The organism is [Acidovorax] ebreus TPSY (assembly GCF_000022305.1).
Classification (GTDB): domain Bacteria; phylum Pseudomonadota; class Gammaproteobacteria; order Burkholderiales; family Burkholderiaceae_C; genus Diaphorobacter; species Diaphorobacter nitroreducens.
In genome coordinates, this window is record NC_011992.1 from 1,853,261 (window position 1) to 1,866,946 (window position 13,686).

The 13,686-nt window shown below is 65.6% G+C and carries 11 protein-coding genes; 4 read left to right on the forward strand and 7 right to left on the reverse strand.

Features of this window, described 5'->3' with window-relative positions; genetic code table 11:
• Nucleotides 1–141: 141 nt before the first annotated feature.
• Nucleotides 142–600: an Lrp/AsnC family transcriptional regulator gene (locus DTPSY_RS08765; RefSeq protein ID WP_041836275.1), complete on the forward strand. Its 459-nt coding sequence runs from the start codon at nt 142–144 to the stop codon at nt 598–600.
• Between the two features lie 22 nt (nt 601–622).
• Here the strand turns inward: DTPSY_RS08765 and DTPSY_RS08770 are convergent, their stop codons facing one another.
• Entirely contained in the window at nt 623–2,629 is a 2,007-nt protein-coding gene (locus DTPSY_RS08770) for a TonB-dependent receptor domain-containing protein (protein WP_015913284.1), read from the reverse strand.
• Between the two features lie 182 nt (nt 2,630–2,811).
• Between DTPSY_RS08770 and DTPSY_RS08775 the strand changes: the two genes are divergently transcribed.
• Nucleotides 2,812–3,756 (forward strand): helix-turn-helix transcriptional regulator, encoded by a 945-nt coding sequence (locus tag DTPSY_RS08775; RefSeq protein ID WP_238526588.1) that lies wholly within the window; start codon nt 2,812–2,814, stop codon nt 3,754–3,756.
• A gap of 90 nt (nt 3,757–3,846) precedes the next feature.
• On the opposite strand, the gene DTPSY_RS08780 is transcribed toward DTPSY_RS08775, so the two are convergent.
• From DTPSY_RS08780 to DTPSY_RS08795, 4 genes are all read right to left on the reverse strand, one after another.
• Complete coding sequence (locus DTPSY_RS08780; RefSeq protein ID WP_011805195.1) at nt 3,847–4,641, reverse strand: ABC transporter ATP-binding protein; 795 nt, start codon at nt 4,639–4,641, stop codon at nt 3,847–3,849.
• A 16-nt stretch (nt 4,642–4,657) separates the two neighbouring features.
• The gene (locus DTPSY_RS08785; RefSeq protein ID WP_015913285.1) at nt 4,658–5,545 is read right to left on the reverse strand and encodes an ABC transporter permease; all 888 of its coding nucleotides are present in this window, start codon (nt 5,543–5,545) and stop codon (nt 4,658–4,660) included.
• A 105-nt stretch (nt 5,546–5,650) separates the two neighbouring features.
• Nucleotides 5,651–6,619, reverse strand: coding sequence for an ABC transporter substrate-binding protein (locus tag DTPSY_RS08790; protein ID WP_015913286.1), 969 nt, complete (start codon nt 6,617–6,619; stop codon nt 5,651–5,653).
• Nucleotides 6,620–6,837: 218 nt separating this feature from the next.
• Nucleotides 6,838–8,544, reverse strand: coding sequence for an electron transfer flavoprotein-ubiquinone oxidoreductase (locus DTPSY_RS08795; RefSeq protein WP_015913287.1), 1,707 nt, complete (start codon nt 8,542–8,544; stop codon nt 6,838–6,840).
• Nucleotides 8,545–9,060: 516 nt separating this feature from the next.
• Here DTPSY_RS08795 and DTPSY_RS08800 point away from each other — a divergent pair.
• Entirely contained in the window at nt 9,061–10,632 is a 1,572-nt protein-coding gene (locus tag DTPSY_RS08800) for a methyl-accepting chemotaxis protein (RefSeq protein ID WP_015913288.1), read from the forward strand.
• 68 nt (nt 10,633–10,700) lie between these two features.
• Here the strand turns inward: DTPSY_RS08800 and DTPSY_RS08805 are convergent, their stop codons facing one another.
• Both DTPSY_RS08805 and DTPSY_RS08810 read right to left on the reverse strand, forming a co-directional pair.
• A complete protein-coding gene (locus tag DTPSY_RS08805; protein ID WP_015913289.1) occupies nt 10,701–12,056 on the reverse strand; it encodes a sensor histidine kinase in 1,356 nt (451 codons plus the stop codon).
• Entirely contained in the window at nt 12,053–12,733 is a 681-nt protein-coding gene (locus DTPSY_RS08810; RefSeq protein ID WP_011805201.1) for a response regulator, read from the reverse strand. The genes DTPSY_RS08805 and DTPSY_RS08810 overlap by 4 nt, the downstream gene beginning before the upstream one ends.
• Before the next feature lie 141 nt (nt 12,734–12,874).
• On the opposite strand from DTPSY_RS08810, the gene DTPSY_RS08815 reads away from it, so the two are divergent.
• Nucleotides 12,875–13,576 carry a phosphatase PAP2 family protein gene (locus DTPSY_RS08815; protein ID WP_015913290.1) on the forward strand — a complete coding sequence of 234 codons (702 nt, stop codon included), beginning with the start codon at nt 12,875–12,877 and terminating at the stop codon, nt 13,574–13,576.
• Nucleotides 13,577–13,686: the final 110 nt, after the last annotated feature.

Sequence of the window (13,686 nt, forward strand, 5' to 3'; positions counted from 1 at the left end):
GTCGTGCGCCCCGGTAAGAGCGCCTTGATGGAGAAGAAGTATGCGCCGCGGGTTGTGGATGAATTTGCTGAATTTCTCTATAAAAACCTACATTGAAGAAAAATTTTCTGCAGTATCTAGGTTTCACGAATAATGCAGCACATGGATCGCCTAGACAGAAAAATTCTCTCCGTCCTGCAAGGCAATGCACGCGCCAGCCTGCAAGAGATTGGCGCCGCCGTCGGCCTGAGCCCCTCGCCGTGCTGGGGCCGCATCAAGAAGATGGAGGAGGCCGGCGTGATCGAAGGCTATACCGTGCGCCTGAACCCGCTGGCGCTGGACCTGGGCGACACGGTGCTGGTGCAGGTGACGCTGGACAGCCATTCGGACAACACGCTGGAAAAGTTCGGCGAGATGCTTGCCAGTATCCCGGAAGTGGTGGAGGCGCACCTGGTCTCTGGCGACTACGATTACCTGCTGCGCGTGGTGGTCAAAGACACGCGCGACTACGAGCGCCTGCTGCGCGAGAAGCTTTACAGGATCAAGGGTATACGCCACAGCCGCTCGAGCTTCGTGTTGCGCACGCTCAAGAAGGCGGACCTGCCCCTGTTCCCGGGTTAACACTTCTCGCGGCGATTGGCCGTCAGAACTTCCACGTCACGTCCAGGCGTACGTTGCGGCCCGGCTCGGCGAAGCCCCGGCCACTGATGGCGCCAGCGGTACTCACGTAGTAGGCGTAGCTACCCTGGTCGTAGTAGAACTTGTTGAGCAGGTTGCGCGCGCCGAAGGTCACGCGCAAGCGGTCGTTGCCGTAGGGCAGCCAGTTGACGTAGACGTCGTGCACGCCAAAGCCGGGCTTGTGCTTGGTGGCGGTGCGGCTTTCGGAAATCAGATATTCGGTCGAGGTCTTGGATTCCACGAAGCGCCCAAACCATTCCAGGTCCAGGTTCCACGTGGGGATGCGGTAGCCCAGGTTCAGGTTCCAACTGCGGCCGGTGGACACGCCCAGCCCGTAGGCCTCGTCGCCCAGGTCGTAGCCGTTGAGCTGGGGCTTGGCGCTGGCCACAGCAAGACCGCTGCGCCACACGCTGCGATTCCATGCCACACCGACCTCGTAGCCTGAGGACTTCATCGTACCTACGTTGGCCACGGCCCAGGTTGCGCCGGTGGTGGTGGAGATGAAGTTGCGGATCTGCTGGCGGAACACGGTGGCTTTAGCGCTCCACGGGCCCTCGTTGTAGTTCACGCCCAGCTCGACGTTGCGGGCCTTTTCTGGCTGCAGTCCGGGGTCGTTCCGCCAGCGGGTGTTGTCCACATAGAACGCCTCCTTGAGTCCCGCGCCGCGCAGGGCGGTGCCTGCGGACGCGCGCACGCTCAGCGCGTCGGTCGCCATCCAGGTCAGAGACATGTTGGGGCTCAAGCCGCGGCTGGAGATACGCTGCGCGTGGTTGTCGGTGTAGCCGTACCAGTCGTAGCGCGCGCCCGCCCCCAGGAGGAACTGGTCGCCCAGTGGGACGCTGCCTTCGGCGAACAGTCCCTTCACGCTGCTTTCTTCGCGCCCGTTGCTGGTGGATGCGGCGGGCGGGCGGGCATGGACGGCGTTCATCTCGAAGCGATGGATGTTCAGTCCGTAGCGTACGGTGGCGTCCGCCACGCGGGTGGCGGCTTTCAGGTTCAGCCCGCTGGAGGCGATCTCTTCGCCGAACTGATGACCCAGCGGCTTGTTGAACTGCGGCTGCGCGGCCGTCGTGATGCGCGTGACCTTCATCGTGTCGGAGAACAGTCCTAACTCCATGGCCGGAAGGGTGCGCGTGCCGTCATAGCGGTAGGTGACGGTGAGCGTGTCACGCGTGGTCTTCTGGGGCATGAGCGAATTTCCCTGGCCCTGCCAGAAGTTGGGGCGCAGGTAGCGCGAACCCTCGTCCTGCACGGCCTGATAGCCCAGCGTGAGGCGGTGGCCGGCGGCGATGCGCCAGTTGAGCTTGCCCAGCCCGCTGCTTTGCTTGGAGCCGCTGTGCGTCTGCCGGATGCCGTCGCCCGCCTGGTAATCATCGTTGTCGTCACGGTTGGCGGACACCAGAAAGTCCACGCTCTCGCCCGCCAGGCCGTACAGCGCCGCGCCCCAGCGGTGCCCGTCGTTGGATGCCACGCCGCCGCGCACGCTGGCGCCAAAGGTCTGGCCGTCGCGCAGAAGCTGCCGGCCATCCTTGGTGGTCATGCGGATGGAGCCTGCCAGGGCCCCCGGCCCGGCACTCGCGGGTGTGGCTCCGCGGTCAATCTCCACGCTGTGGATGAGTTCCGGGTCGATCAGCAGGCGGGACTGGTGGTGGAACGCCCGGCCGCTCTGCGCCGCGCCGTCCAGCGTGGTGTTGAGCATGGAATCCTCCACGCCCCGGATGTAGAGTTTTTGTGCGATGGCCGCACCGCCACCCACCGACACGGCGGGCTCGTCGCGCAGCATCTCACCCAGGCTGCGCGCCGCGTGGGTCTGCACAGCTTCGCTGGTGACGGTGGTGGTCACGTCGGACACGAGTTTTTCCTGCACGCTGACAGTGGCGAGTGTGGGCTCCTGCGCCAGCGCGAGAGAGGCCGAGAACAGGCCGGGCAGGGCCAGAAGCAAGGGGTAGGGGCAAGGGTGTTTCACGAACATGGAAGAGGGAGCGCCTGGTAGGTGTGGCGAGACCGCTGAGATTGAGAATGGTTATCAACTGGCGTGTAGTATCGGGACAGCTCCGTTCTTCTTCTTTTGCGCTGACAGGGAATATGTTTGCCGCGACAAAAACCTTTGCCTCGATCGTGAATCGCCGGCAGGCCGAGCCCCAGGCGGGGGAAATGACGGCCCTGCTGCTGGACCGGCTGGCGCACGGTGGGGCTTTGAGCGGGCCCGAGCAGGCCGTCGGCGGTTCCGTGTTCAACGGCACGTTGTCCCTGGCCGAACTGCGCGACGGGTTCTTCCTGCACCGCACGGACATCGCGTACCTGCGTGGCTTGACCAGCCGCTTCCCGCTGACCAAGAGCGGGATCAAGATCGTGCTCAAGCTGCAGGGCGGCGGCAGGCTGCGCATCGGCCCCCTGGTCCTGCCGGTGGAGGTGCCCCCGGGCGGGGGTGCCCGGGCGGCGGTGGTGGCACTGCGCGGGCCGGCGCCGTACGAGCACCGCTGCCGCGCGCCGTCGCGCGAGCGCATGCTGGTTCTCACGCTGGCGCCGCACTGGCTGGACAAGGCGGGGCTGGGCCACCTGAATGCGCTGCCCCACCTGACCATGACGGCGTGGGCGCCTTCGCCCAGGGCGGTGTGCGTTGCCGAGCAGTTGTTGGCAGAGGGCCAGGTGCAGTACGGGCCGCTCAGGGGGCTGCAGCAGGAGTGCCTGACGCTCGAACTGGTCATCGAGGCGCTGGCGCAGTGGGTCGCGCCCGCCAATTCCGCCGCCGCATGCGAGGCAGCCGGATTGCGGCCAACCGCGTACCAGCGGGCATGCCATCTGCGCGACTGGCTCGACAGCGGCGCCGCTGACTCCCTCACCATGGGCGCAATCGCGCGACACATGGGCTGCAACGCCAGCACCCTGCAAACGCAGTTCCGCCAGGCATTCGGCAAGCCCATCTTCGAACACTTGCGCGAAGGCCGCTTGCGCAGGGCGGCCGATGCCATCACGGCACAGGGCATCACCGTGGCGCAGGCGGCGGACTTGGCGGGCTACCGCAGCCCTGCGAATTTCTCCACCGCCTTTCGCCGGCTCTACGGCTTTTCGCCCAAGAATCTCCGCGCGAAGCGGTGACTACCGCGCGGCGCACGCTTCCCGTATTTGAAGCGAAATTGCCCTCTAGCGCTTTCCTGAAACGCGCTAGTAGCTATTAATAGAGAAGCATCAGCCGAGCAGCAGCGCGTCGTCGGCCAGCTTCTCGCCGCGCACCTTCTCGAACATCTGCAGCAGGTCGGGCACGTCCATACGCGCGCGTTCGTCGCCCGAGACGTCCAGCACCACCTGGCCCTGGTGCAGCATGACGGTGCGCTGGCCTACGTCCAGCGCCTGGCGCATGCTGTGCGTGACCATCATGGTGGTGAGCTGGTTCTCGGCCACGATGCGGGCCGTGAGCTGCAGCACGAAATCGGCCGTGCGTGGGTCCAGCGCGGCGGTGTGCTCGTCCAGCAGTAGGATGCGCGAGGGCTGCAATGCCGCCATGAGCAGGCTCACGGCCTGGCGCTGGCCGCCCGACAGCAAACCGATGCGGTCGGTGAGGCGGTTCTCCAGACCCAGGCCCAGCGTGGCCAGGCGTTCGCGGAACATGGCGCGTTCAGACTGCTTGACGGCGCCGCGCAGGCCGCGACGCGTGCCGCGCTGCTGGGCCAGGGCCATGTTCTCCTCGATGGTGAGGTCTTCGCAGGTGCCGGCCATGGGGTCCTGGAACACGCGCGCCACGCGGCGGGCGCGCTCCCACACGGGCTGGCGCGTCACGTCCTGGTTGTCGATGGCGATGCGGCCGGTGTCCACCGACAGGTCGCCCGAGATGGCATTCAGGAAGGTGGATTTGCCTGCCCCGTTGGAGCCGATGACGGTGACGAACTGACCCGCCGGGATGTCCAGCGACATGCCGCGCAGCGCGCGCGTCTCGATGGGCGTGCCGGGGTTGAAGGTGATGAAGAGGTCTTGTGCGCTCAGCATGGGGAGAGCCTTCCTTTCAGCGGCCGCGTGCGGCCAGCTTGCGCTTGAGCTGCGGAATCACGAGGGCGATGGTGACCAGCACGGCGGTCACCAGGTTGAGGTCCTGCGCCTTCAGGCCGATGAAGTCGCTGTTGAGCGCCAGCGCGATGAAGAAGCGGTACACGATGGCGCCAATGATCACGGCCAGCGTGGCCAGCACCAGGCGGCGCGAGGGCAGAATGCTCTCGCCCACGATCACGGCGGCCAGGCCGATGACGATGGTGCCGATGCCCATGGAAATGTCCGAGCCGCCCTGCGTCTGCGCGAACAGCGCGCCCGCCAGTGCCACCAGCGCGTTGGATACGGCCATGCCCAGCAGCACCATGGCGCCGGTGTTGATGCCTTGTGCGCGGGCCATGCGCGCGTTGGAGCCGGTGGCTCGGATGGCCAGGCCGCGCTCGGTGGCGAAGAACCAGTCCATGAACAGCTTGGCCGCGATCACGATCACCAGCAGGATCATCGGGCGCGACCAGTAGTCGTCCAGGCCCGGCGGCTGCAGCAAGGTGAACAGCGTCTCGTCGTTGATCAGCGGTACGTTGGGGCCGCCCATGATGCGCAGGTTGATGGAATACAGCGCGATCATCATCAGGATGGACGCCAGCAGGTCCATGATCTTCAGGCGCACGTTCAGCCAGCCCGTGACCAGACCGGCAACAGCCCCTGCAGCGGTGGCGGCCACCGTGGCCACGTAGGGGTTATGGCCGGTGGAAATGAGGATGGCGCAGACCGCGCCGCCCAGCGGGAAGCTGCCGTCCACCGTCAGGTCGGGAAAGCGCAGCAGCCGGAACGAGATGAAGACGCCCAGCGCGACCAGGCTGAAGATCAGGCCGATCTCGACGGCACCCAGCAGGGAAAAGAGTGACATGGACAGTGGCGGATAGAAAACAAAGCAGGAGCCATGGCGCCATGGCTCCTGCGTGGGGTGCCAGTGGCCCGGGCTGCCGCGGCGGCCCGGCCTTGGCGCGAAGGTTTATTGGACCACTTGCGTGGCGGATTTCACCAGCGCGTCGGAGAGCTTCACGCCCTGCTTCTCGGCGGCGCCGGGGTTCACGAACAGTTCCATCTTCGTGCTGACTTCGGGCTTGATGTCGCCGGGCTTTTCGCCCTTGAGCAGGCGCACCACCATGCGGCCGGTCTGTTCGCCCAGGTCGCGGTAGTTGATGCCCAGGGCGGCGATGGCGCCGCGCTTGACGCTGTCGGTGTCGGATGCCACCAGCGGCACCTTGGCCTCCTGGCCGACCTTCACCAGCGACTCGTAGGCCGAGACGACGTTGTTGTCGGTGTTGGTGTAGATCACATCCACCTTGCCCACCAGGCTGCGCGCGGCGCTGCTCACGTCCACCGAGCGCGGGGCGGAGGCTTCCACCAGCGTCATGCCCATCTTGGGCAGCAGTTGCTTGAGTTCCTTGACCACGACGACGGAGTTGGCCTCGCCGGGGTTGTAGACCATGCCCACGCGCTTGGCGCCGGGCACGACCTGCTTGACCAGGTCCATCTGCTTGTCCAGCGCCAGCATGTCGGACACGCCGGTCACGTTGGTCTTGGAGGGCTCCCAGTTCTTCACCAGCTTGGCGGCCACGGGATCCGTCACGGCAGAGAACACCACGGGCACGGTCTTGGTGGCGGCCACCACGGCCTGGGCGGAGGGCGTGGCGATGGCGACGATGGCGTCAGGCTTGTCACCCACGAACTTGCGCGCGATCTGCGCGGCGGTGCCCGTGTTGCCCTGCGCGCTCTGGTATTGCCACTTGAGGTTCTTGCCCTCTTCAAAGCCGGCGGCCTGCAACTGGGCCTTCACGCCGTCGCGGATCGAGTCCAGGGCGGGGTGCTCCACGATGGCGGTCACGGCAACGGACTTTTGCTGCGCATGCGCCGCGGGCGCGAGGGCGGCTGCGGCCAGGGCGATAGCGCCCAGGGGCGCCCAAGACAAACTCTTCATAACGGTTCACTCTCCAATTGAACGTGCGGTGTTTTCCTGTGTTTGTAGTACCAGGCCGGCGCAGGAACCACGCGCGGCCTTGTGGGGAGTCTACCGTTTGCCTGCCGTCCGTGGACGGAACGGGCGCTGCGGCACTTTGGGGTGGAAAGTGCCTCCACGGCTTTTCAGTCAAGCGCTAACAGCTATTAAAAATATAGCATTGCGCAGCAACCCCTTGGTTACATGCCCGAATAGTTCGGACCGCCGCCGCCTTCCGGCGTGACCCAGACGATGTTCTGCGTCGGGTCCTTGATGTCGCAGGTCTTGCAGTGCACGCAGTTCTGGGCGTTGATCTGCAGGCGTTGTGCGCTGCCGCCCTTGGCTTCGTCCGGCACGAACTCATACACGCCGGCCGGGCAGTAGCGCGCCTCGGGGCCGGCGTACTTGGCCAGGTTCACATTCACCGGCACGCTGGCGTCCTTGAGCGTCAGATGCGCGGGCTGGTCCTCCGCGTGGTTGGTGTTGCTGATGAACACGCTGGACAGGCGGTCGAAGGTCAGCTTGCCGTCCGGCTTGGGATACACGATGGGCTTGCACTCGGCCGCGGGCTTCAGGTAAGCGTGGTCGGGCTTGTCGCGGTGCAGCGTCCATGGAATGTGGCCTTTGAGCACGAACTGCTCGATGCCGTTCATCACCGTGGCCGTGACCAGGCCCTTCTTGAACCAGGCCTTGAAGTTGCGTGCCTTGTTCAGTTCGGTGTAGAGCCAGCTGCCCTCGAAGGCCTTGGGATAGGCCGAGAGCTCATCGTGCTGGCGACCGCTTTGAATGGCGTCATATGCCGCCTCTGCGGCCAGCATGCCGGTCTTGATGGCGGCATGGCTGCCCTTGATGCGGCTCACGTTCAGGAAGCCCGCCTCGCAGCCCACCAGCGCGCCGCCCGGGAAGACGAACTTGGGCAGGCTCATCAGGCCGCCGGCCGTGATGGCGCGTGCGCCGTAGCCCAGGCGCTTGGCGGGCTTGATGCCCTTGGCCTCGTCGCCCTCCAGGTACCAGCGGATGTTGGGGTGGGTCTTCCAGCGCTGAAATTCCTCGAACGGACTCAAGTAGGGGTTGCTGTAGTCCAGGCCGGTGATGAAGCCCAGCGTGACCTTGTTGTCCTCCAGGTGGTAGAGGAAGGCGCCACCGTAGGTGCTGTTGTCCATGGGCCAACCGGCGGTGTGCAGCACGAAGCCGGGCTGGTGGCGCTGGGGGTCGATCTCCCACAACTCCTTGATGCCGATGCCGTAGGTCTGGGGGTCGCTCTCCGCATCCAGCTTGTAGCGGGCGATGATCTGCTTGCCCAGGTGACCACGCGCACCCTCGGCAAAGATGGTGTACTTGGCATGCAATTCCATGCCCAGCTGAAATTCGCCCGTGGGCTCGCCGTCCTTGCCCACCCCCATGTTGCCGGTGGCCACGCCCTTGACGGAGCCGTCTTCGTTGTAGAGCACTTCAGCGGCGGCAAAGCCGGGGAAAATCTCCACGCCCAGGCCTTCCGCCTGTTCGGCCAACCAGCGCACCACGTTGCCCAGGCTGACGATGTAATTGCCGTGGTTCTGAAAGCACTGAGGCAGCAGGAAATTGGGCGTGCGCAGGGAGGACTTCTCGCCCAGGAACACCATGGCGTCGTCGGTCACGGGCTGGTTCAGCGGCGCGCCCTTGGCCTTCCAGTCGGGGATCAGTTCGGTCAATGCCTTCGGGTCCATGATGGCGCCGGACAGGATGTGCGCGCCCGGCTCGGAGCCTTTTTCGAGCACGACGACGGAAACGTCCTGGCCCTTCTCGGCCGCCAGTTGCTTCAGGCGGATGGCGGTGGCAAGCCCGCCGGGGCCGCCGCCGACGATCACCACGTCATATTCCATGGCTTCCCGGGGACCGTAGGTGCTCAGAATTTCGTCGTTCGTCATGGGTGTCTCTTCTGCTTCGATAGTGGAAAAAGGCAGGGTGCCGGCCTGTGGGAGCGAAGGCCCTGTGTGGTGACCGATTGTATTCAGGCCGTCGCACAGGAATCGCACGGTCGTTCACTTCTCGCGATGCCGTCCAGACACTTCATTTTGTGCAGTGCACAAGCGCAAACGGGGCGTTCGCGTACCTTCGCTTTATGGGGGAGTGAACTGAAAAACGGCAAGCGATGCCCGCTTTTTCGAATCCCGCATTCCGTAATTTGGCAGCACTTTCGTTATGTGAAAGTGAAGGCCACGGCAAAACCCGAGTCTGGCACCGCAACGGCCAGCGCTGTGGCAACCTGGCGAAAATTGGACGGGACACTAGGGTAAACACTTAGTTCTAGCAGGGACATTCTGCGGGAGATGCTTGTTACCAGCCACTTCCGAATAAAGTCACACTTATTTACATTTGGCGGTTTTTCCTTCTCGTGCTTGCTTCACAGACGGTAAGTCAGCCGTTCACGTTCCGAGGGACATATGGAAAACTTTCGTATCGGCACCCGCCTGACGGCTGGGTTTGGCCTGCTCATCCTGTTTGCGATGCTCATGCTCACAGTGGGGGTGTGGCAGTTGCAGGGGGTGGCCGGGAGCACGCGGCAAATCCTTTCTGTGCCGCTCCAGAAGGAACGGCTGGTGACCGACTGGTACGGAGTGATTCGCGCCAGCATCCAACGTGCCACTGCTGTCGCGCGCAGCAGCGACGACTCGCTGACGGAGTTGTTCGCCGCAGAGAACGCCGCGTCGAGCAAGGAAACCAACGAACGGCAGGCCCAGTTCGTCAAGCTCATTTCCGGCAGCGAAGAGCAAGCCCTCTTTGACACTCTCAGCGGACACCGTCAGGCATACATCCAGGCCCGTGACTCCATCATCGCCGCCAAGAAGGGCGGGCAGGCAGAGCAGGTGACCACCCTGTTCGAGCGCCAGTTCGTTCCTGCCTCCCGTGGCTATCTGGAAAGCCTGGCGGCGCTGCGCGACTTCCAGCGGGCCAGTATCGATCGCACCGGGCAAGACATCGACAGCAGCGCTACCGCAAGCTCCTGGCTGATGGGCGGCATCGGGCTGGTGGTCCTGGTGGCGGGCATCGGCGTGGCCTGGATTCTTACCCACAGCATCACTGCGCCGTTGGCCCGCGCTGTCCAAGCAACGCAGGTGGTCGCCGCAGGAGACCTCACGCATGCCGTGCACTCCAGCGGCCGGGACGAAGGTGCCCAGCTGTTGCAAGCGCTGCAAGCCATGACCGACCGTTTGCGTACCATCGTGGGCGAAGTGCGCCAGGGCGCCGACAGCATCGCGGGCGCGTCGGCAGAGATTGCCGCAGGCAACATGGACCTGTCCCGGCGCACGGAACAGCAGGCCAGTTCATTGGAGGAAACGGCTGCTTCCCTGGAAGAGCTGACGTCGACGGTGCGTCAGAACGCCGACAACGCCCATCAAGCCAACCAGCTGGCGCGCACGGCGGCAGACCAGGCACAGCAGGGCGGCCAGGTGATGGACGATGTGATGCAGACCATGCGCGCTATCGACGCGTCGTCGCGCAAGATCGTGGACATCATTGGCGTGATCGACTCCATTGCCTTCCAGACCAACATCCTTGCGCTCAACGCGGCGGTCGAAGCGGCACGGGCCGGCGAGCAGGGGCGGGGGTTTGCCGTGGTGGCCTCCGAAGTGCGCTCATTGGCCGGCCGCTCGTCCGAAGCGGCGAAGGAAATCAAGGACTTGATCGGACGTTCGGTCGATACCGTCGAGGCGGGTAACCAACTCGTGGCGAAGGCCGGCACATCCATCCAGGACATCATTCGCAGCGTTGACCAGGTGAGCGCGCTGGTGGGCGAAATCAGTGCGGCAAGCCGTGAACAGAGCTCGGGCATCGAGCAGGTGAATATCGCGGTGGCGCACATGGACCAGGCGACGCAGCAGAATGCCGCGCTCGTCGAAGAGGCCACCGCTGCGACGCAATCGCTGCAGGGCCAGGCGGCGCAAGTGGCCCAGGCCGTAGGGGTCTTTCGCGTTGATTCCTCGGCAGTCGCGTTGCCGGCACCGCAGGCCTGATCCTGGATACCACCGCACACCCCGGCGGGCCCCCGGGGCCTGGCGCTGGCGTAAGGGCAACGGCTGGCTTACCTGGGCGTCAGCAACAGCCGCGCCTCGAACCCTCCAGTCTCGCCAGCCAGGGGTGACGTGAGTTGTAGCTGGGCATCGTGCTTGGCCGCAATGGTCGCGACGATGGACAGACCCAGCCCATACCCCGTGCGGTCCGCGCTCTGGCGCACATGGCGCTGCTGCAGGGTCTGCAGGCGGTCGCTGCTCACACCCGGGCCGTGGTCGCGCACGGCGATAGCGCAGCCGGGGCCCACGATGAGTTCCACCGCGCTGTCGCCGGCATAGCTCAGTGCGTTCTCCAGCAGGTTGCGCAGGGCAATGGCCAGCGCGTCGAAATCGCCCCGCGCTACGGGAGCGGGCCCTTCGTAAGCGGTTACCAGATCCAGCCGGTCGGCGGCGCGATCATCCTGCCAAAACTCCTGCGCCACCGTGGTGGCCAGTTGGGCCAGGTCCACGGGCTCCCGGGTATAGGGAGCACTGGACTCGGCGCGCGACAGCTGCAGCAGCTTTTCGGTGCGGCGGCTCAGCGTTTGCAGCGCGGCGATGGCGGCCTGCACGTCGTCACGGTGCAGGCCATGTTCCAGCGCGGTCTGTAACCGCAGGCGGGCCGCGGTGAGCGGGGTGCGCAGTTCGTGCGCAGCGTTGGCGGCCAGGGCGCGTTCCACGTCCAACGCGCGGGACAGGCGGTCCAGCAACCGGTTCACATGGTCTTCCACGCTGCGCAGTTCGCGCGGCAGGCCGGGCAGGGCGATCGGGGTGAGCTGCTGCCCGTCGCGCAGGCTGATTTCGTGCGTGAGAGCGTCCAGCACCTGCAATTCACGCCGTGCGATGCGCCGCAACAGCAGCGCCAGCAGGGGCAGCATAGCCACCATGACGATGCCCAGGCCGACCAGGGTGCGGTTCACCGCCTCGCGCCGCTCGTGCAGCGGGTCGGCCACCTGCATGAAGAGAGGGCGAGTGGGGTGCGACAGGGTGTAGACACGCCATCCGTGCGTGTTCTCGAAGCCCGGCGCCAGCGGTACGTCGAACTGCTCGGGCTGGGCCTCGGCCGACCGCGCCAGCACGCGCGTGTCGGGCGCGACGATCTGGTAGAGCAGGTCGGCATCGGCAAACGATCCCGGAGAGGGCAGGACCAGCGGCCCCTCGGTCGCGTCGCGCGGGCCGGCCGCGTCCAGGTGGTCCAGGGCAATATCGAAGAAACGGTGTGAGACCTCGACCAATTCGCTGTCGAAGTTGTAACTGATCTCGCGGTCCGTGTACCACACCACGCCCAGCACGCACAGCAGCCACACGCCGCCCACCCAGAGGATCAGGCTGCGCGTCAGTCGCCCCGCAAGGGTCTGCGTGCGCAATGGCCCGCGGTGTGTCCTCATGCCGTTGCGCCTTCGTCAGGACGGTGCACGAGGCGGTAGCCCAACCCGCGCAGGGTCTCGATATGTTCGCGCCCCAGCTTGCGCCGCAGCCGGCTGATGAACACCTCCAGCGTGTTGCTGTCGGCCTCGTCGTCAAAGCCATACAGCGCGTCCTGCAGGCTTTCGCGCGTGTGGATGCGCTCGGGGCGGGTTGCCATCACGCGCAGCAGCGCCCATTCCTTCTGCGTGAGCGCGATCGGCACCCCGGCGCGACGCACCTGCTCACGCGACAGGTCGATCTGCAGGTCGCCCAGCGCCAATACCGGTACATAGGCGGCGTTGCGGCGGCGTTCCACTGCGCGCAGGCGGGCCAGCAGTTCACCGGGGTCGTAGGGCTTGACGAGGTAGTCGTCCGCTCCAGCGTCCAGGCCGGCGATGCGGTCGCTGACCTGGTCGCGCGCCGTCAGCACGATGACGATGGGCCGGTCCTTGAGGGCACGGATCTGCGGCAGCAGGCTCAGGCCATCCCCGTCGGCCAGGTGCAGGTCCAGCAGTACCGCGGCGTACTGGGCCGCGCGCAGGGCGGCGCCGGCCTGCGCCAGGCTGGGAACGGCATCGACCACGAAGGCCTTGGCGCGCAGATAGCCGCACACGGCCTCGGACAGGGCTTCGTCGTCTTCTACCAGCAGCACGCGCATGCAGATTTCTCTAAGGTGGGTGAGGCCGAAAGTGTAGGGCGCTGCGGGCGGTCTGGTGTTCATGGTGCATTCAGGCCGCGGGCGTAGCCTGACGGGGTGCCGTTTTCTGCCCATGGCGGTGTTGTGCCGCCATCCTTTGCCATGCCCTTCTGGAATTTGCGCCGCCTGTATGCGGTGACGTTGTTGCTTTTCCTGTTGCTCGTCTTGTGGGACGCTTCGGGCCTGGATCTGCCATTGGCCCGCCTGTTTGGGGGGGCGCAGGGCTTTGCCTGGCGTGACCACCATACCTTTGCCCTGCTGACGCATGAGGGTCCGCGCTATGCCAGCGGCGTGCTGCTGGCCGCACTGGCGGTGGGGGTGTGGCGGCCCTGGGGATTCCTGCGCGTCATGGCGCCGGCGCAGCGCGCGCAACTGGTGCTGTCCGTCATCGGTGCGATGCTGGCGGTTTCGGTGTTCAAGCGCCTGAACACCACCAGCTGTCCCTGGGATCTGGCCGAGTTCGGCGGGGTGGCGCAGTACGTCTCGCACTGGGTGTGGGGCGTGCGCGACCTGGGGCCGGGGCACTGCTTCCCTGCAGGGCATGCCTCGGCCGCGTTTGGTTTTGTAGCGGGCTGGTTCGTACTGCGCCGCGCGGCGCCGAACGTGGCGCGCCTCTGGCTGCCCGGCGCTCTGATGGCTGGGCTGGCACTGGGCTGGGTCCAGCAGATGCGCGGTGCACATTTCATGAGCCACACTCTGTGGTCCGCCTGGACCTGCTGGACCGTGGGCCTTGCGTGGGAAAGTCTGGCGCAGCTGCACGTGCGCCTGGGAGTTGCGGCAGATACAAAGCTGAACGAAGCCTGAGCGGCGTCTTCAGCTTGGCTTCAGTGGCAGGTTCCACGATGGCGGCATGTCTTCGCGCGCCTCCATTGCCTCTGCCTCCTCGGCCTCCGTGCCGCTTGTGTCATCTTCCA

Coding starts and splice junctions, on each gene's coding strand:
- DTPSY_RS08815 (WP_015913290.1), top strand. CDS start 12,875: ATGCCCTTCTGGAATTTGCGCCGCCTGTATGCGGTGACGTTGTTGCTT.
- DTPSY_RS08785 (WP_015913285.1), bottom strand. CDS start 5,545: ATGTCACTCTTTTCCCTGCTGGGTGCCGTCGAGATCGGCCTGATCTTC.
- DTPSY_RS08770 (WP_015913284.1), bottom strand. CDS start 2,629: ATGTTCGTGAAACACCCTTGCCCCTACCCCTTGCTTCTGGCCCTGCCC.
- DTPSY_RS08805 (WP_015913289.1), bottom strand. CDS start 12,056: ATGAGGACACACCGCGGGCCATTGCGCACGCAGACCCTTGCGGGGCGA.
- DTPSY_RS08795 (WP_015913287.1), bottom strand. CDS start 8,544: ATGACGAACGACGAAATTCTGAGCACCTACGGTCCCCGGGAAGCCATG.
- DTPSY_RS08790 (WP_015913286.1), bottom strand. CDS start 6,619: ATGAAGAGTTTGTCTTGGGCGCCCCTGGGCGCTATCGCCCTGGCCGCA.
- DTPSY_RS08765 (WP_041836275.1), top strand. CDS start 142: ATGGATCGCCTAGACAGAAAAATTCTCTCCGTCCTGCAAGGCAATGCA.
- DTPSY_RS08810 (WP_011805201.1), bottom strand. CDS start 12,733: ATGCGCGTGCTGCTGGTAGAAGACGACGAAGCCCTGTCCGAGGCCGTG.
- DTPSY_RS08775 (WP_238526588.1), top strand. CDS start 2,812: ATGACGGCCCTGCTGCTGGACCGGCTGGCGCACGGTGGGGCTTTGAGC.
- DTPSY_RS08800 (WP_015913288.1), top strand. CDS start 9,061: ATGGAAAACTTTCGTATCGGCACCCGCCTGACGGCTGGGTTTGGCCTG.
- DTPSY_RS08780 (WP_011805195.1), bottom strand. CDS start 4,641: ATGCTGAGCGCACAAGACCTCTTCATCACCTTCAACCCCGGCACGCCC.